The following is a 16,987-nucleotide window of genomic DNA, read 5'->3' on the forward strand; positions in this document are numbered from 1 at the left end:
CGGGGAGATCGCGTTATGAACGCCTGGGCAATCGCTGTTTTGCTGGCCGCCGGAACCACCGAACCGGTCTTGCCGCCGCCTGCCGCGAACGAAGCCGTCGATTTCGGCGCCGACAAGTCACAGCGCATGACCGTGCCGGTCAGCATCGACGGGCAAGGCCCGTTCAATTTTGTGGTGGATACAGGCGCCGAACGCACCGTGCTTTCCGAAGAGCTGGCAAACACGCTCGGCCTCGGGCGCACAGGCACTGCCGAGGTGCACAGCATCAGCGGCGCCCAGCGCTTCCAGACGGTGACGGTGCCATCACTCTCGGTGACGAGTACGCCCGTTCGCAATGTGCAGGCGCCGCTCCTCAAGCGCGGCAATCTCGGCGCAGAGGGGCTGCTCGGCATCGACAGTCTGCAATCGAAAGCGATCCTTATCGATTTCGCGCAGCAGAAGATCATGGTGACGCCCGCCTCGAAGGCGCCCGAGCTCAACGCCGACGAGGGCGATACCATCGTGATCCGCGCGCGTAGCCGCCTCGGCCGCCTAATCCTGGCCGACGCGGCCGTCGGAGAGCGCAAGATCGCGGTGGTGATCGATACGGGCGCCGAGCACAGCGTCGGCAACCTCGCCATGCGCAAAGCGGCGGTGAAGCGCGGCAAGGCGATGCTGCTGATCCCGACGACACTGCAAGACGTGGCGGGCGGCTCCGTTCCCGCAGAGATCGCCGTCGTGAACGACATGCGCCTTGGCAGCGTGACACTCACCGGTATGCCGATCGCCTTCGCCGACCTCCCCGTTTTCCGGCAACTCGGCCTCGACAAGCGCCCGGCGATGCTGCTCGGCATGAATACGCTCCGCGCTTTCAATCAGGTGGCGGTGGACTTCGCGACGAAAAAGGTGCGCTTCGTGGTGCCCGGCGACAGCAGCCGCGAGGACGCTACGCAGCTTGCCAGCGCCAGATAGCGCCCCTTGATCCCGCCCGCGCGTCGGGGCATAGCCGGAGCCATGGTTCCCCTTTCGTTCGCAGGCCACGAGATGGTGCCGCTCGCCGCAGGCGCGCTTTGGTGGCCCGCACGCCGCGCGCTTCTCGTTGCCGACCTGCATTTCGAAAAGGCGAGCTGGTTCGCACGTTTCGGCCAGATGCTGCCGCCTTACGACAGCCTGCAGACGCTCTCCGACCTCGACGCGCTGATCACTGCCACCGGCGCACAGACGCTCTGGTGCCTCGGCGACAGTTTCCACGACGCAGACGGACCCGGACGGCTCGGCGCCAAGGCACTCGAACTGCTCACCACGCTTCAAAGCCGTGTCGACTGGGTCTGGATCACCGGCAACCACGACCTCAAAGCCGATGGCCTCGGGCATGTCCGGCCGGAGATCGAGGTGGACGGCATCGTGCTGCGCCACGAAGCTGAGCCGGATTCGGCACGCCCCGAGATCAGCGGGCACTTCCACCCGAAAATCCGCGTTCAGGGGCGCGGCCGCATGGTGAGCCGCCGCTGTTTCGTGATGTCGGCACGGAAGCTGATCCTGCCCGCATTCGGCGCACTCACCGGCGGGCTTGCCGCCGACCACCCCGCGATCCTGAACGCCGCCGGACGTCCCGCGACCGCGCTTGTGCCCACGAAAGACCGCCTGCTGCGTTTCCCGCTCGCCGCCTGATACTCAGGCCGTGCGTGGCCCCCACAGGATGACGGCTGCGCCGACGAGGCAAAACCCCACCCCGATCACGTCCCACCGATCCGGCCGCACGCCTTCGGCAACCCAGAGCCAGCCGAGCGCCGAAAGGATGTAGATGCCGCCGTAGGCCGCATAGGCCCGGCCCGCCTGATCGGTTTCAGCGAGCGTCAGCAGCCACGCGAACAGGCAGAGCAACAGCACGCCCGGCACCAGCCAGAGCGGCGACTTGCCGAGACGCAGCCACGCCCAGAAAGCGAAGCATCCGGCGATTTCGGCAATGGCGGCGCCGACATAGGCAGCGATGGTAAAGCCCGGCATCCGCTAAAGAACGTCGGTCTTGTAGTGGTGCCACATGAAAACCGCCGCCGCGCCCCGGTGCGGGCGCCACAGTTCGGCGATTTCCCGCGTCGCACGCTCGCTCGGCCGTTCGGCAAGACCCTTGATACGCCCCACCTCGATCTGCACGGCGAGATCGCCCGCGGGCCAGATGTCGGGGCGTCCCTCGGCAAACAGCAGATAGATTTCCGCCGACCAGCGTCCGATGCCCTTTACGGCGCTCAGCAATGCGATGGCCGCTTCGTCATCGGCGGGTAGGTTCGCAAAGTCGATCTCACCGGAAGCGGAAAGACCGGCAAGGCTTTGTGCGTAGCCGATTTTCTGCCGCGAGAGGCCCGCCCCGCGCAGCTCTTCGAAAGACCGTGCAAGCAGCGCGCGGGGGTCCGCGATGTCGCCGATCGCGGCCGCGAGCTTGTTCCAGATGCTGTTCGCCGCGCCGACGCTCACCTGCTGGCCCACGATGGTCCTCAGCAGCGTTTCATAGCCCCGTGCGCGGATGCGCGGTTCCGGATACCCAGCCCGCCCGAGCGCCGCTGCAACATGTTCATCGCGCGCCGCAATGGCATCGATGCCCTCCCGCAGGGCTTCCGCACTCAGACCCATCCGTCGCTCATGCCTTTTGACAACGCCCGTCTTGCCGCTATTAGGCTCCCCGAATCCAAAGGTCGAGGGAACGGGGAACGAGATGCCGAAACTGATTGTCGTATCGCGCGACGGCTCGGAAAAGACGGTGGAAGCTGAAAACGGCCTGTCCGTGATGGAAGCCATTCGCGACAACGGCTTCGATGAGCTTCTGGCGCTGTGCGGCGGCTGCTGCTCGTGCGCGACCTGCCACGTGTTCGTTGACGACGCATGGACGGACACGGTGGGCGGCCCCGGCGAGGACGAGAACGACCTTCTCGATTCGTCCGACCACAAACAGGCAAGCTCGCGACTTTCCTGCCAGATCGAGATGAGCGACGCGCTCGACGGCCTCAAGGTCATCATTGCACCCGAGGATTGAGGTTTTGGGGCCTGAGTTCCACGCTCGCGTTTTGCGGGCGATTGTTGCAGTCTTCGCGCGATGAAACTCGGTCCACTCCCCAAACAGGGCTTTTTCGCCGACAAGAACCACGCCTTCTGGATGCTCCAGATCGGCGGCTGGTCTGCCTATCTGGTGCTGCGCGCGCTCGGCGGGCTCGCGAACTCGATGGGCATCGCCTACATCCTGCCGACATTGATCGCGACGGCGACGGGCTTTTCCCTCACGCTCCTCATGTCTGCCGCCTACCGGCGGATTATCCGGATGCGCGCGGTGTTCGTGTGGAGCCTCACGCTCGTTCTCGTCGCACTTGCCGCCGGCGTGTTTTCGGTGATCGAGGTGTGGGCACACGCGCGCTTCTACAACTCGACGTTCGAGCCTCAAGGCATTCAGTTCTTCGGCGCGATCCTGCTCGATATCTCCGTCCTCGCAGCGTGGACGGGCCTCTATTTCGGCATCAACTACTACCTGCTGCTCGATGAACAGTCTGAGCGCGTCCTCATCCTTTCGGGGCAAGCGAGTGCGGCGCAGCTCGCCATGCTGCGCTACCAGCTCAACCCGCACTTCCTGTTCAACACGCTGAACAGTATCTCGACGCTGGTGCTGCTGAAGGAAACCGAGCGCGCCAACACCATGCTCTCCCGCCTGTCCTCGTTCCTGCGCTACAGCCTCGTCAGCGATCCGACCGAAACGGTCAGTCTTGCGCAGGAGATCGAGGCGCTGAAGCTCTATTTCGAGATCGAAAGGATGCGCTTCGAGGATCGGCTGCGTACGCGCTTCGACATCGAAGAGGCCGCGCTGCAGGGCCGCCTGCCGTCGCTCCTCCTCCAACCGCTTGTCGAAAACGCCATTAAATACGCAGTTACGCCGCAGGAAGAGGGTGCGGAAATCGTCGTTGCGGCGCATGTTTCGGGGGACCGGCTGCTCATTTCGATCAGCGACGACGGGCCGGGGCTCACCGCGGAAAGATCGGCACTCGTCCCGTCCGCCGGGGTCGGATTGAACAATATTCGGGATAGACTGTTTCAGACCTATGGCGACGACCAGCGGTTCGAAATGATATCGAACGTACCGCAGGGGGTCGTCGCCAACATTGAAATCCCGTTCGAGTCGGCCAATGTTCGGCTCAAGGAGAACGCTTAATGACGATCCGGACCATATTGGTCGATGATGAGCCTTTGGCCATCAAGGGTCTTGAGATGCGGTTGGAAGCCTTCGATGATATCGAGATCATCGAACGCTGCGCCAATGGGCGCGAAGCCATCCGTGCGATCAAGACGCACAAGCCCGATGTCGTGTTTCTCGACATCCAGATGCCCGGCTTCGACGGTTTTTCCGTCGTGAACGGCCTCGCCGACATCGAACCGCCGCTCGTGGTGTTCGTCACCGCCTACAACGAGTTCGCACTCAAGGCTTTCGACGCCCATGCGGTCGATTATCTGATGAAGCCCGTGGACGAGACGCGCCTTGCAGCGACGATGGAACGCGTGCGTCAGCGGCTTGCCGAAAAGAACGCCGGGGCCGAAAAGGACCGGCTGCGCGAGCTTCTTGAAGAAGTCGCGCCCAATGCCGCCGCGGACATCAAGCCCGTCCCGGAAGCTCATGCCGCGTCGCGTTTCGAGCGCATGATCAATATCAAGGATCGCGGCCAGATTTTCCGTGTCGACGTGGAAAGCATCGAGCGGATCGACGCGGCCGGCGACTACATGTGCATTTACACGGGCGACAACACGCTCATCCTGCGCGAAACGATGAAGGATCTCGAAAAGCGCCTCGATCCGCGCATTTTCAAGCGCGTGCACCGCTCCACGATCGTAAACCTCGATCAGGTGAAGCAGGTGAAGCCGCACACCAACGGCGAATGCTTCCTGAAGCTCGGCTCAGGCGCCGAAGTGAAGGTCAGCCGCAGCTACCGGGACGTGGTGGCACGGTTTCTGTAACAAACGGCGGCTCGGGATGACGGAGGTTCGTCATCCCGGGCCTTCCCAAATAGGGTTTCGCGTGAAAGGCTCTCCGCGAACCGCGAACCATGTTCGCCTCGCTGAGACCGTCCATGCGAGAATCGAGAACACTCCCGAAGCACAAAACCGTTCACGCCGCCGATAGCGCGCATATGGCCGCGCGCATGCGCGCCCGCGTACGCGATCGCGCGCGGGCATGTCTCAACTTCATCAACTTCGGCTGGGATCCGGGCACGAAAAGGCCGGGAATCCGTGCGTTACCGCACACATATCCCTATTCGGCAAGACTGCCGATCAGGCATGGACCGCCGCGCCGATGTAATTGATGCGGCGATCGTCCGACAGTTCGAAGCCGCGCGAGGGACGAAAGCCGATGCCGCGCGTTTCCGTAACCTTGAGTTCGGCTTTCTCCAGCGCGCTGGTTAGTTCCTCGGGTGTCAGGAACCTGTTCCAGTCGTGCGTGCCACGCGGAATGAAGCGCAACACCCATTCGGCGCCGACGATGAGCGTGCCGTAGGAGAGTGCCGTGCGGTTCGGCGTCGAGAAGACGAGGAGACCGGCTGGCTTCAACAGGCTGGCGATGCCCCGCAGAAAGACCGGCACGTCCGCGACATGCTCGACCACCTCCATGCAGGTGATGAGATCGAAGCGCCGCCCTTCCTCCGCCAGCGCCTCCACGGAGGACTGGCGATAGTCGATTTCAAGGCTTGCCCCGGCAGCGTGGGCCTTCGCCACGGCAATGGCCTCCGCCGCCGCATCGATGGCCGTCACGCGCCCGCCGAGCCGGGCAAGCGGCTCGGCAAGAATGCCGCCGCCGCAACCGATGTCGAGCACATCGAGCCCCGCAAGCCACGCCCGGTCCCGCGAATCGCGCCCGAAGTGCGCCAGCGCCTGTTCCCGGATGAACGCGAGGCGCACCGGATTCACCTTGTGCAGCGGCCCAGACGATCCCTCCGCATCCCACCATTCATGGGCGATGCTGTCGAAAAGCCGGGACTGCGCGGGGTCGATCGTGGTCGTGGTCATGAAACCACTCTCGCGCGCCGACGCCCGCGCTGCAAGGTGAGACTAGCTGCAGGAATGCCGCAGGACGGCGCCCGCACGCGTATCTTCAAGCTTGCCCTTGTCGAGCGCGACACGACCGTTGACGATGACGGTGTCGATGCCCTTCGGATAGTCGACCGGGTTGGTCCAACTCGCCACATCATCGAGCGTTTCGTAGTCGAACACGACGACGTCCGCGCGCATCCCCTGCCGGACGAGTCCACGGTCGCTGAGGCCCATGCGCTGCGCGGGCCAACCGGTCATCTTGCGAACCGCATCTTCCAGCGTCAGCACTGGGCGGCGCTTCACATACTCGGCGATCACGCGTGGAAACGTGCCATAAGAGCGCGGGTGCGGCAGGCCGAGGTCGTCGATCTCGCCCGGCTTCAGCGCCGCCCCGGCATCGCTGCCGATGCTCGTCCACGGCTGTCGCAGCGCCGTCTCGATGTCCTTCTCATCGATCATGAAATAGAGCGCCATCGAACGCTTGGGGTACGCGTTCAGCACAATATCCCACGCCGCGTCAGCGGGATCGAGGCCAAGCGCCTTGCCGATCTCGACAAAGTTCTTGCCGTGGAACTGCGCGTATTTTTCGCTGTGCGAATTCGCGAGAACGACGCGTTCCCATCCCCCCGAAGCCTCGACGAGGTTCGACCAGTCGGGCATCGAGCCTGCGGCGACCTGTTCCTTCAGCTTCTTGCGGATTTCGGGGTCTTTCAGGCGTTCAAGGCCCTTCTCAACGCCGTCCGCCCACGCCCAGTTCGGCACGGTGATCTCAACGCCGGTGCCGCCCGCCGGATACGGATACATGTCGGCGGCGACATCCACACCGCGTGCACGCGCCGCCTCGATCGTGGCAACGGCCTTCGACATGCCCTTGCCCCATTGCGGCGCGTAGGCGTTCTTCAGGTGGTAGATTTCCACCTTCACACCACCTTTTTCGCCGATCTCTATGGCTTCCTCGATAGCGGACACGAGCTTCGCGCTCTCGTCACGCATGTGCGTGGCATAGAAGCCGTTGCATTGCCCCGCCACCTTGGCGAGTTCGACAAGGTCGGCCGTCGTCTGGAAGCTGCTCGGCGGATAGATGAGCGCACTGGTCACGCCAAAGACGCCCGCCTTCATGGCCGCGGCGACTTCCTTTTTCATTGCCTCCATCTGCGCCTTGGTGGGTGCGCCCGCAACGTCGCCCATCACCTTTTCGCGCGCCTGCGAGGTCGCGTAGTAAGTGCCGAAGTTTACCCCGATGCCCTGTTTTTCAAGTTTGGAAAAATAGGCCGGAATCTCCGCGGCATCGACCGGTGTGCCGCCTTCACCCGAAAGTACCGTGGTCACGCCTTGCCTGAGCTTGTTTTCCGCCGCACCGTTCACCGGAAGCACACGGCCCGACTGGTCCATCATGTCGATGAAGCCCGGCGAAACATAGCGTCCACGCGCATCAATCTCGCGCTTGCCACGTGTCTTGATCGTGCCGACAGCAGCAATGCGGCCGTCTTTGATGGCAACGTCGGCGTTCACCCAGGGATTCCCAGCCCCGTCGAGAACCCGGCCGCCGCGGATCACAATATCATAGTCTGCCGCGGGCTGCGCAGTCGCCGCTCCCGAAGACACCAGCATCGCGCCGGCAAGCAGGGCAGCACGCGTTCCGAATGATATGAAGCTCATCTCTTATCCTCCCTTGTTGCTCAGGCGCTTATTTCAGGCAGCTGTCGACGAGCGCCTCGAACGCGGCCCCCCGGCGGATCGGGTCCGCGACGGGAAGGCCGAGACGCTTGCTCTCGGCCTCCATGAGCGCATCTGCCGCCGCAGCACCCATGCCGCTGGTGTTGAAGGCGATGCCGCCGCAGCGGATCGCCGGGTTGGTGCGACGCCCCATGCGGAGGTTAAGCTCGATCGTCTCCTCGATCGACGGCACGGCGTGATCCGGGAGGCCCAGCATCGTCTCCCGCCCCGGCTGGTGACACACGACGATCACGTCGGGCTGGCTGCCGTGCAGAAGGCCGAGCGAAACCGCCGCATAGGCCGGGTGGAACAGCGAGCCCTGCCCTTCAATCACGTCCCAGTGATCCGGCGTCGCGTCCGGGCTCAGCACCTCGGCGGCGCCGGCCTCGAAGTCCGACACCACAGCATCCATCGGAATGCCGCCGCCCGCGATCATGATGCCGGTCTGGCCCGTGGCGCGGAAATCCACATCTACGCCGCGTTCCGCGAACGCTGCCGCAAGCGCCAGCGCCGTGTATTTCTTGCCAAGTGCGCAGTCGGTTCCCACGGCGAGCAGCCGCTTACCCGTCCGCTTGCGGCCGGTGCCCACGGGCAGACCCGCCGGCGGGACGCGCACGTCGATCAGGCGCCGTCCGTGTTTAGCCGCCGCCTCGGCAAGCTCGGGCACGTCACCCAAACGCACGTGCATACCGCTGATGATGTCGAGCCCGGCTTCAAGCGCCTCGACCAGCGGCACAATCCAGTTGGAAGCGATAACGCCGCCACGATTTGCAACGCCGATGAGAATTGCACGCGCGCCTGCCGCATACGCTTCCGCGGGTGTCATCACCGGCAGGCCGGTCGTAACCTTCGCTCCCACGGCGAACTCCCCGACACACTTGTCAGCGGCCCAATCCCGGACGCCGAAAGCCGTTTTCGCGAAGCCGGGTTCAGCCGTATCGCCGAGGAACAGAAGGTAAGGAAACGGCAGTTGTACAGCCGCATCCGAATAGGGATCGGAAATCGCGTTCATGAATGGCTCCACCGTACGTTCGGCACGGCAAGGACTGAGGGAACAGGTTCGGCGAAACCGGAAGAGGCCTCGCAGCGCTCGTAAACTTTCATGGCCCCTCCTTGTCTTCGCACACGCAGTGTCAGGCCCAACTCCGCGACACCTCGGCCAACAAAATCGTTCTCCTGATAAGGACAAAATGATCCTAGATGGAAATTTGTCAATTCCCACATAGTGGCCATACGGAAAATTTCCGGAATTGCGAATCGTTTCAAAAAGTGCAAGTTTCACTCCGAAGGGTGGAATGCCGATTCGCTGGCCCACCCTTTTCAGGGAGGAATCCAACCGATTCCTCGGAGGCATTGGGGAGCGTTCTGCCGAACATGGCAAGCTGTTGCGATGCAGCCATCCGCTGTCTGTCGCTGTCAGCCAAACCGTCTCGCGGCCCGCGAGGGACACGCTGAACCGTCATGCGCGGTTCGGGCGCGGGTTGTTGCAAACCTAAGGAAGGGGGGTTTAATCATGATCGATAAATCTGTTCTCGTTACCCGGGGATCATCGCGCACACGCCGCCAAATCGCAGGCAAGGTGCTGCTTTGCGCCACGACGGGCCTCGTCGCTCTATGGAATGTGTCGTCGCAGGCGCAGGAAGTCTCCGGCGACGTGCAGCAGGCGGAAGACACAGGCGAGATCATCGTCACCGGCTCGCGAATCCAACGCAGCGGCTTCACCGCGCCGACCCCGACGACGAATATCACGTCCGCCGATCTGGAGCGCGTTGCGGCGCCGAATATCGCGGACGCGCTCAATCAGCTTCCCGCACTGCGTGCAACGCTGACGCCGGCGACATCAACAAACCTCTCGACCGCTCTCGGCGGTAACTTTCTCGACCTGCGCGGCCTTGGCTTTCTGCGAACGCTCACCCTGATCGACGGGCGCCGTTATGTCCCGACCACGACGACCGGCGGCCTCAACATCAACACCATTCCGCAAGCACTGATCGCCGGCACCGACGTGGTCACCGGCGGCGCCTCGGCTGCTTATGGTTCGGATGCTGTCGCGGGCGTCGTCAACCTACGCCTCGACAACAAACTCGAAGGCATCAAGGGGTCGCTCCAGGGCGGCATCACCGATCATAACGACCACCGCAACTTCCTCGCGTCGGCAGCCTTTGGCACGAGTTTCAGCGGCGGTCGTGGCCACCTGCTCATCGGCGGCGAAGCAGCGCACAACAGTGGTGTGGACAAGATCGGCGATCGGGACTGGGGCAACAACCCGAGCACAATTTTCAATCCCGCCTACACGCCCACAAATGGTGAACCGCAATACCTGATTGTCAACGATGCACGTTCATCGAACGCCTCTTTCGGCGGTCTTATCAACAGCGTCACCTATGGAGACGGCACCAGCGGTCCGGGGCCGCTGCGTGGCATACAATTCGCACCGGACGGTTCGCCGATTCCCTTTACATATGGTTCGCTTGTCACCGCGACGACAATGAACGGAGGCGATGGCGTTCCCTCCACATCTGATCTCGTTCTGGAAACACCGGTTAAGCGGTACTCGGGTTTTGGACGCCTGACATATGAAGTGGCAGACGACATCGAGGTCTTTGCCGAGTTTGCTTACGGCCGCACGGAATCCAGCAACCTCAGCATTCTGGGCAACGATCAGATCAGAATTCAGGCGGACAATGCCTATCTGCCCGATTCCATCCGGACGACAATGACCGCGAACAACATCACGAGTTTCGTGATGGGCCGCAGCCTGAAGGATTACGGGCGCGGCGGTATCGACGTTACGACCGACACGTGGCAGGTGACCGGTGGTGCCAAGGGCAAGTTCGGAGACAGCTGGAGCTGGGACGCCTATTACGGCTTCGGCAAAACGCACAACCTCGCCCTATTCACCGGAAGCCGTATCACGGCGAACTGGAACCGAGCGATGGACGCCGTGTTCCATCCGGACACCGGTGCGATCGTATGTCGTTCCACCATCACGGACCCCACAAACGGCTGCGTTCCGATGAACGTGTTCGGCGCAGGCAATGTTTCACAGGAAGCCAAGAATTACATTCTCGGCACCGCGGTGCGCGACTGGAAGATCAAACAGCGCGTCGCAGCGTTCGCCGTGCGCGGCGAGCCGTTCTCGACTTGGGCGGGGCCGGTTTCGATTGCGTTCGGCGGCGAGTATCGTAAGCAATCCGTGGACGTCACATCCGATCCGCTTTCACAGGTAAGCGCATACCGCGTCGGCAACGCCCAGCCCTGGTCTGGCGACGTCAACGTCAAGGAAGGCTTTCTCGAAGCCCTCGTGCCACTGGCAGCCGATCAGAGCTGGGCAAAGGCCCTCGATCTCAACGTGGCAGGCCGTGTAACGGACTACAGCACTTCTGGTACAGTGAAGACTTGGAAGGTGGGCGTAACCTACGATGTGAACGACTCGATCCGGTTCCGCGCCACGCGCTCGCGTGACATCCGCGCACCCGGCCTCGACGAACTGTTCGCTTCAGGCAACACCTTCATCTTCGGGATCAACGATCCGGTTCTCGGCACCAGCTACAACGTGCAGAACATTCAGGGCGGCAACCCCAACCTGAAACCGGAAGAAGCCGATACGTTGACGTTCGGCGTTGTGTTTACGCCCACCTTCATCCCACGCTTCCGCATGTCGGTCGATTACTACGATCTTGAGCTGAAGGGCGCGATCAACTCGCTCGCAACCTCGGCGATCGTGGACCGCTGCTACACTGACACGCCGGCACTCTGCTCGCTCATCACGCGGCCGACGCCGACGAGCCAGATCACGGTCGTCCGTTCAGCGCCGGCGAACTTCCAGAGCATAAAGCTGCGCGGCGTCGATGTCGAACTCGGCTATGGTCTCCCACTGTTTGACGGTGACCTCGATCTGCGAGCGCTCATCAACTACACGGACAAACTCGATCTCGTAGACGGCGCCAACACGACGCACCTCGCGGGCAATACGGAGCTGATCACCATCCAGGGCGTTGGCGGTACGCCGCACTGGCGTTTCAATACCAGCGCAACGTTCGCCACGGATGCCTACAAGCTGGCTCTTACCAGCCGCTATGTTGGTGGCGGCATCATCACGCAGAGCAATCAGACCGACAAGAAGAGCGTCAACGGCCGGCTGTATTTCGATATCATGGGTGAGGTCACCTTGATCGACGATGGCAACCGCCGTGTCGCATTGTTCGGCACGATCCAGAACCTAATGGACAAGGATCCGCCGATCACGGCCTGGAACGGCTACGGCACGACGCGCAGTCTTTATGATATGATCGGCCGCGTTTATAACCTCGGCGTTCGCTTCAAGTTCTGAACGCCGCTGCGGACGGTCCGGAGTCCCAGCCGGACCGTCCGCAACATCGTTAAGCCGGGTCTTTGGGCAAAGGATGCAGCGCCGACTTTAGATCGGCATCGGTGGCCGAGCAGATGGAGAGGATGCGGCAAGGCCCCTCCCCCACGGCGACATAAGCGTGGCCCATGCTGCCGTCGAAATAGACCGAGTCCCCAGTGGACATCAGAGAGGGAGCGTAAAGGTCGCAATGGAATTCGCACTGGCCTTCAAGAACCAGCGCATACTCCTCGCCCGGATGTCGCATCAGGTCGCCGAATTCGGCGATCGACCGCACACGAACATCAATGATCATCGGATTCAGAGACTTGTTGAGAAGGTCAGCGGACGGATAGACATAATCGTAAGTTGCTGTGCGTATCCGGGGTCCATCGCCGGCACGCGTGATCGTCCGGCGTCCCGTAGTGAGCGACCTTCCCGACCCGGAAGCCGGTTTCGGCGCCGCGAAAAGGCGCGTAATGTCGATGTCGAGACCCCGGCTGAGGCGCATCAGCTTTTCGTAACTGAGCGAAATCTTGCCTGTTTCAACCTTGGACAATGTCGAAATCGGCATACCTGTCCGCTTGCTTACCTCCGCAAGCGTCAAGCCTCGCTCGGTCCGGATGCCGCGCAAGACCTCGCCTGGATCGATGTCCGCGGAAGAAACTGCGGCCGTGGGGCCCACAGCACTGCGGTTTGCAGTAGACATTCTGATCCTCTCCTGTTGCCGCAAACTAACAGAGCAGCGTCCGGCTGTCATGGCGGCGAAACGACATCAGCTACATCAGATTTTTCAAAATTTGACAAACATGAAAATCGTTGCGGACAAGTCGCCGCAAGTTCTCGTTCTGTGATGAAATGATGAAAGGATTGCCCATGCGACGCGCCTCTCTCGTGACCTTCGCCTCCGCCGCACTTCTAGCCGCCGCCGGCCCTATGGCCACACCGGTGCTGGCCGCACCCGCAAAAACGACCGCGCAAAGCCGACTTTCCGATGCCTTCAAGCTCTTTGCGGAGCAGACCGACGGTACGGTGGGCGTCGCCGTGCAGGCCATAGAAGGCAAGGAGATGGCCACACTGAACGCCGGAACGACATTCCCGATGGCGAGCACGTTCAAGATCGCCGTCGCCGGCAAGATTTTCGAACGGATCGACAAAGGTGAAATCACGCTTGAGCAGGTGATCACCGTCGATCCGAAACTGCTCGTCGGCTCCTACGGCATGGCGATCCAGACGCCGCATCCGGGCATCGCGCTTTCGGTCTACAACCTGCTCGAGTTCATGATCACACAGAGCGACAACACCTCGACCGACGTGCTCGTCGAGCTTGCGGGCGGCCCGGCTGCTGTTACGGCGTGGCTGCGTGCTCAGGGGATCACCGGGCAGCGTGTCGACAGCGACACCGCACACCTCATCTACCGCGCTATGGGTATCGACAGTCCCACCCTGCCCACGTTCAAGGAGAATGTGGAGGCCGCGTACAAAGCGGACCCTGCAATGCGCAATCGCGGCCCCAACGTGCCATTCAATGCCGATCCGCGTGATGCCTCTACGCCCGAAGCCATGTTGCAGCTCCTGCTCCGTATTCACTCGGGCAAGGCGATGAGCGCGAAAAGCACAAAGACGCTGATTGAGATCATGGAGCGCTGCCGCACCGGCGAGAAGCGGCTGAAAGGCCTTCTCCCGTCCGATACAGTGATTGCGCATAAGACCGGCACCTTGAACTCGGTGGCGAACGACGTCGGCATCATCACGCTCCCGAACGGCAAGCAGTTTGCCATCGCGGTGTTCGTGAAGGGCGACACGAAGGGCAAGGATATTCAGGACAAGGTGATCGCCGACATCGGGCGCGTCGCCTACGACCATTTCCTCACCGTCAACTGATCTGGAGCCGAGGGACAATGAATATGCGGACCAAGGCTGCGCTTGGCGCGCTGCTGCTGGCGGCATTTGCTCCGGCCGCACAGGCCGATGACCAGTGGGACTTCCTGATCACCAATGCGCGTATCGTGGACGGGAGCGGGAATCCGTGGTTCCGGGGTGCGATTGCCATTGATGATGGCAAGATCGCGTGGATTGGCAACGAGACGACCGATACCATGCGGGCAGCACGGATCATCGATGCGAAGGATCGGGTTGTTTCGCCGGGCTTCATGGATTTCATGGGGCAGAGCACGCTTGTCTACGTGACCAATCCAGCTTCGGCGCAGTCGCGGCTCACACAGGGGATCACAGTTCATCTGAGCGGTGAAGGCGGATCGCCCGCGCCGCAGAACGAGACGACCCAGCCCGATCCCGTGATGATCGCCGGCAAGCCGTATCGCTGGCGCACCTACGCGGAATATTTCGACATCCTCGAAAACCTCGGCGTGCCTGTGAACGTCGTCCACAACGTTGGCGCCGCGCAGGTGCGCCGCGTGGTGATGGGCGTCGAGGACCGGAAGCCGACCGCGCGCGAAATGGAGGCCATGAAAAAGCTGGTGGACGACGCGATGCGCGATGGCGCCTCGGGCCTTTCCACCGCGCTTATCTACCCGCCGGGCAACTATCAGACGACGGCAGAACTCGTCGAACTCGCGAAGATGGTGAAGCCCTACGGCGGCTTCTACTCCACGCATATGCGCAACGAGAGCAAACAGCTCCTCGAAGCCATCGACGAGTCGATCGCGATCGGCAAGGGCGCCGGAATCCCCGTGCAAATCTACCATTTGAAGGCGGCGGGCGTGAAGAACTGGCCGCTGATGCAGAAGGCGGTGGACAAGATCGCCGACGCGCGCACCGCGGGTCTCGACGTCACCACCGACATCTACCCCTATGTCCGCAACGGCATCGGCCTCGGCTCGTTCGTTCCGCCATGGTCCTACGCGAAAGGACCGGAAGCCTTCTACAAGACCCTCTCCGACCCAAAGGTGCGCGCCGACCTCCGCAAGGTCGTGGAGACAGACACATCGTGGGAGAACTGGTACGACCACGTCGGCCAGGACTGGGCGAACGTCCAGATCACCGACGATCGGCTCGGCAAGGAACTTGCGGGCCTCAGCATTGCCGAAGCGGCGAAACTGCGCGGCAAGGACGCTTGGACCTTCGTGTTCGACACGATCGCCGAAGGCGGCGTCAGCGTCGCGCCGCTCAGCATGAACGAGGAGCAGAAGCGCATCGCGCTGAAAGCGCCGTTCGTGATGATCAACACGGACACGTCACCCGCGAGCCCCGACGTCGACGGCATCGCCACGCATCCGCGCGCCTACGGCACGATGCCGCGCGTACTCGCGAAATACGTGCGCGAGGAGAAGGTGATCCCGCTGGAGGAAGCGGTCCGGCGCATGACGTCGGCATCGGCAAACCGGCTCGGCCTGTTCGATCGCGGCAGGCTGGGCGTCGGCTATGCCGCCGACGTTCTGATTTTCGATCCCGAAACCATCCAGGACCGCGCCACCTTCGAGAACCCGGCACAGTATTCGACCGGCATGGACTACGTGTTCGTGAACGGCGTGCTTGCCATCGACGATGGCAAGATGACGGGCGCCCGAGCAGGCAAGGTGATCCGTTACGATCGCGCGCGAAAATAAAACAGAACCAGGAAACGAGAGACAAATGAGCATTATCCTGCCGCCAGAATCACTCGATTGGCGGATCAAAGGCCTGCCTGCTGCCTGGCGTGGAGACGCCGCGACACTGACCGGTGCCGGACTTTCCGTTCTGGGCGAAGATCTGATGCTGCCTGCCGCCGTGCTGCGGCGTTCTGCGCTGGAACACAACAGCCGCTGGATGAAGCGTTTTACCGAACTGACCGGGACGCTGATCGCCCCGCACGGCAAGACGACCATGAGCCCCGAACTGTTCGCCATGCAGATGGCGGACGGAGCCTGGGGCATCACCGCCGCAAACGCCTGCCACGTCCGTGCTTATCGTGCGTTCGGCATCGACAAGATTTTCATGGCGAACCAGCTCGTGGGCCGTGAAAACATCGCCTACGTTGCGGCGGAACTGCGCGACGATCCCGACTTCGATTTCTATTGCCTGGTGGATTCGATGCAGGCGATCGATCTGCTTGAAGCAGGACTTGCCGCGACGCCGCCCGGCAGGCGGCTTCAGGTGCTGGTCGAGCTGGGCTTTCCCGGCGGGCGGACGGGGTTCCGAGACGATGCCGAAGCGTTGGCCGCAGCGGAGAGGATCGCCGCGTCCCCCCATGTCTGTCTGCGCGGCATCGAGGCGTTCGAGGGCATCGTTCAGGGCCTCGAAGCGGCGGAGCGTGACGCGAAGGTCAACGCCTTGCTGCAGCGGATCGTGCGTCTTGCCGAGCACTGCTACGACACGGGTCTCTTCTCCGGCGAACCGATACTGTCCGCAGGCGGATCTTCGCTGTTCGATCATGTTGCCCGGACATTCGGCGAAGCACGAAAGGGGCGGCCGTTCCTCGTGCTGCTGCGCAGCGGCTGCTACCTCGTGCATGACAGCCACTTCTACCAGCAGCTGATCGACCAGCTCGAAGCCCGGTCCCCGATTGCCGCGGGCCTCGGCGAAGGTTTGCGGCCAGCACTGGAAGTCTGGGCCTATGTCCACTCGCGGCCCGAACCGACGCGCGTGATCGCAGGCCTCGGCAAACGCGACATCGGCGAGGACGTGGCACGCCCCACCCCGCTCGCGTGGGCCCGGCCCGGCCCGAACGCGGCACCTCTTCCGCTTGGCGACACGCACCGCGTCGTCCGCCTCGACGATCAGCATGCCTATCTCGACGTACCCGCGGACTCGCCCCTGCAGCCGGGCGACATGATCAGCCTCGGCATTTCGCATCCGTGCACGACGTTCGACAAATGGAGGCTGCTGTATATCGTGGACGACGCGCTCATCGTGACGGGATCGGTGCGTACCTACTTCTGAGCCGCC

Annotated in this window: 15 protein-coding genes; 9 read left to right on the plus strand and 6 right to left on the minus strand. The window is 62.6% G+C overall.

Going from position 1 to position 16,987, the window contains the following annotated elements; translation table 11 throughout:
• The first annotated feature begins 15 nt into the window (after nt 1-15).
• Both ACE3TJ_RS04275 and pdeM read left to right on the plus strand, forming a co-directional pair.
• The gene (locus tag ACE3TJ_RS04275; protein WP_374594189.1) at nt 16-951 is read left to right on the plus strand and encodes a retropepsin-like aspartic protease; all 936 of its coding nucleotides are present in this window, start codon (nt 16-18) and stop codon (nt 949-951) included.
• Nucleotides 952-993: 42 nt separating this feature from the next.
• Nucleotides 994-1,650, plus strand: coding sequence for a ligase-associated DNA damage response endonuclease PdeM (gene pdeM / locus ACE3TJ_RS04280; RefSeq protein ID WP_374594191.1), 657 nt, complete (start codon nt 994-996; stop codon nt 1,648-1,650).
• Nucleotides 1,651-1,653: 3 nt separating this feature from the next.
• Here pdeM and ACE3TJ_RS04285 read toward each other — a convergent pair whose 3' ends face one another.
• Complete coding sequence (locus ACE3TJ_RS04285; protein WP_374594193.1) at nt 1,654-1,986, minus strand: YnfA family protein; 333 nt, start codon at nt 1,984-1,986, stop codon at nt 1,654-1,656.
• Nucleotides 1,987-1,989: 3 nt separating this feature from the next.
• Nucleotides 1,990-2,607: a DNA-3-methyladenine glycosylase gene (locus ACE3TJ_RS04290; RefSeq protein ID WP_374594195.1), complete on the minus strand. Its 618-nt coding sequence runs from the start codon at nt 2,605-2,607 to the stop codon at nt 1,990-1,992.
• 82 nt (nt 2,608-2,689) lie between these two features.
• Between ACE3TJ_RS04290 and ACE3TJ_RS04295 the strand changes: the two genes are divergently transcribed.
• The 3 genes from ACE3TJ_RS04295 to ACE3TJ_RS04305 are packed head-to-tail and all read left to right on the plus strand — an operon-like array spanning nt 2,690 to nt 4,965.
• Nucleotides 2,690-3,007, plus strand: a complete 318-nt coding sequence (locus ACE3TJ_RS04295) for a 2Fe-2S iron-sulfur cluster-binding protein (protein WP_374594197.1) — start codon at nt 2,690-2,692, stop codon at nt 3,005-3,007.
• Nucleotides 3,008-3,067: 60 nt separating this feature from the next.
• Nucleotides 3,068-4,168, plus strand: a complete 1,101-nt coding sequence (locus tag ACE3TJ_RS04300; protein ID WP_374594199.1) for a sensor histidine kinase — start codon at nt 3,068-3,070, stop codon at nt 4,166-4,168.
• The gene (locus tag ACE3TJ_RS04305; protein WP_374594201.1) at nt 4,168-4,965 is read left to right on the plus strand and encodes a LytR/AlgR family response regulator transcription factor; all 798 of its coding nucleotides are present in this window, start codon (nt 4,168-4,170) and stop codon (nt 4,963-4,965) included. Before ACE3TJ_RS04300 ends, ACE3TJ_RS04305 begins: the two co-directional genes overlap by 1 nt.
• Before the next feature lie 315 nt (nt 4,966-5,280).
• On the opposite strand, the gene ubiG is transcribed toward ACE3TJ_RS04305, so the two are convergent.
• The 3 genes from ubiG to ACE3TJ_RS04320 are packed head-to-tail and all read right to left on the minus strand — an operon-like array spanning nt 5,281 to nt 8,764.
• On the minus strand, nt 5,281-6,012 hold the full coding sequence (gene ubiG / locus ACE3TJ_RS04310) for a bifunctional 2-polyprenyl-6-hydroxyphenol methylase/3-demethylubiquinol 3-O-methyltransferase UbiG (RefSeq protein WP_374594204.1): 732 nt from the start codon (nt 6,010-6,012) through the stop codon (nt 5,281-5,283).
• A gap of 42 nt (nt 6,013-6,054) precedes the next feature.
• A complete protein-coding gene (locus ACE3TJ_RS04315) occupies nt 6,055-7,695 on the minus strand; it encodes an amidohydrolase family protein (RefSeq protein ID WP_374594206.1) in 1,641 nt (546 codons plus the stop codon).
• A gap of 28 nt (nt 7,696-7,723) precedes the next feature.
• Nucleotides 7,724-8,764 (minus strand): DUF1611 domain-containing protein, encoded by a 1,041-nt coding sequence (locus ACE3TJ_RS04320; RefSeq protein ID WP_374594208.1) that lies wholly within the window; start codon nt 8,762-8,764, stop codon nt 7,724-7,726.
• A gap of 501 nt (nt 8,765-9,265) precedes the next feature.
• Between ACE3TJ_RS04320 and ACE3TJ_RS04325 the strand changes: the two genes are divergently transcribed.
• Entirely contained in the window at nt 9,266-12,085 is a 2,820-nt protein-coding gene (locus ACE3TJ_RS04325; RefSeq protein ID WP_374594210.1) for a TonB-dependent receptor domain-containing protein, read from the plus strand.
• 49 nt (nt 12,086-12,134) lie between these two features.
• On the opposite strand, the gene ACE3TJ_RS04330 is transcribed toward ACE3TJ_RS04325, so the two are convergent.
• The gene (locus ACE3TJ_RS04330; protein WP_374594212.1) at nt 12,135-12,809 is read right to left on the minus strand and encodes a helix-turn-helix domain-containing protein; all 675 of its coding nucleotides are present in this window, start codon (nt 12,807-12,809) and stop codon (nt 12,135-12,137) included.
• A gap of 167 nt (nt 12,810-12,976) precedes the next feature.
• On the opposite strand from ACE3TJ_RS04330, the gene bla reads away from it, so the two are divergent.
• From bla to ACE3TJ_RS04345, 3 genes are read left to right on the plus strand one after another with little or no spacing between them, the layout of a single operon-like run.
• Nucleotides 12,977-13,984, plus strand: a complete 1,008-nt coding sequence (gene bla / locus ACE3TJ_RS04335) for a class A beta-lactamase (protein ID WP_374594215.1) — start codon at nt 12,977-12,979, stop codon at nt 13,982-13,984.
• A 23-nt stretch (nt 13,985-14,007) separates the two neighbouring features.
• Entirely contained in the window at nt 14,008-15,669 is a 1,662-nt protein-coding gene (locus ACE3TJ_RS04340; protein WP_374594217.1) for an amidohydrolase family protein, read from the plus strand.
• 25 nt (nt 15,670-15,694) lie between these two features.
• Nucleotides 15,695-16,981 (plus strand): alanine racemase, encoded by a 1,287-nt coding sequence (locus ACE3TJ_RS04345; RefSeq protein WP_374594219.1) that lies wholly within the window; start codon nt 15,695-15,697, stop codon nt 16,979-16,981.
• Nucleotides 16,982-16,987 lie beyond the last annotated feature (6 nt).

It is taken from the genome of Sphingosinicella sp. (genome assembly GCF_041916975.1).
In the GTDB taxonomy this organism is placed as follows: Bacteria; Pseudomonadota; Alphaproteobacteria; order Sphingomonadales; family Sphingomonadaceae; genus Sphingosinicella.

Coding starts and splice junctions, on each gene's coding strand:
- ACE3TJ_RS04340 (WP_374594217.1), top strand. CDS start 14,008: ATGCGGACCAAGGCTGCGCTTGGCGCGCTGCTGCTGGCGGCATTTGCT.
- bla (WP_374594215.1), top strand. CDS start 12,977: ATGCGACGCGCCTCTCTCGTGACCTTCGCCTCCGCCGCACTTCTAGCC.
- ACE3TJ_RS04295 (WP_374594197.1), top strand. CDS start 2,690: ATGCCGAAACTGATTGTCGTATCGCGCGACGGCTCGGAAAAGACGGTG.
- ACE3TJ_RS04290 (WP_374594195.1), bottom strand. CDS start 2,607: ATGGGTCTGAGTGCGGAAGCCCTGCGGGAGGGCATCGATGCCATTGCG.
- ACE3TJ_RS04305 (WP_374594201.1), top strand. CDS start 4,168: ATGACGATCCGGACCATATTGGTCGATGATGAGCCTTTGGCCATCAAG.
- ACE3TJ_RS04325 (WP_374594210.1), top strand. CDS start 9,266: ATGATCGATAAATCTGTTCTCGTTACCCGGGGATCATCGCGCACACGC.
- ACE3TJ_RS04285 (WP_374594193.1), bottom strand. CDS start 1,986: ATGCCGGGCTTTACCATCGCTGCCTATGTCGGCGCCGCCATTGCCGAA.
- ACE3TJ_RS04330 (WP_374594212.1), bottom strand. CDS start 12,809: ATGTCTACTGCAAACCGCAGTGCTGTGGGCCCCACGGCCGCAGTTTCT.
- ACE3TJ_RS04300 (WP_374594199.1), top strand. CDS start 3,068: ATGAAACTCGGTCCACTCCCCAAACAGGGCTTTTTCGCCGACAAGAAC.
- pdeM (WP_374594191.1), top strand. CDS start 994: ATGGTTCCCCTTTCGTTCGCAGGCCACGAGATGGTGCCGCTCGCCGCA.
- ACE3TJ_RS04320 (WP_374594208.1), bottom strand. CDS start 8,764: ATGAACGCGATTTCCGATCCCTATTCGGATGCGGCTGTACAACTGCCG.
- ACE3TJ_RS04275 (WP_374594189.1), top strand. CDS start 16: ATGAACGCCTGGGCAATCGCTGTTTTGCTGGCCGCCGGAACCACCGAA.
- ubiG (WP_374594204.1), bottom strand. CDS start 6,012: ATGACCACGACCACGATCGACCCCGCGCAGTCCCGGCTTTTCGACAGC.
- ACE3TJ_RS04345 (WP_374594219.1), top strand. CDS start 15,695: ATGAGCATTATCCTGCCGCCAGAATCACTCGATTGGCGGATCAAAGGC.
- ACE3TJ_RS04315 (WP_374594206.1), bottom strand. CDS start 7,695: ATGAGCTTCATATCATTCGGAACGCGTGCTGCCCTGCTTGCCGGCGCG.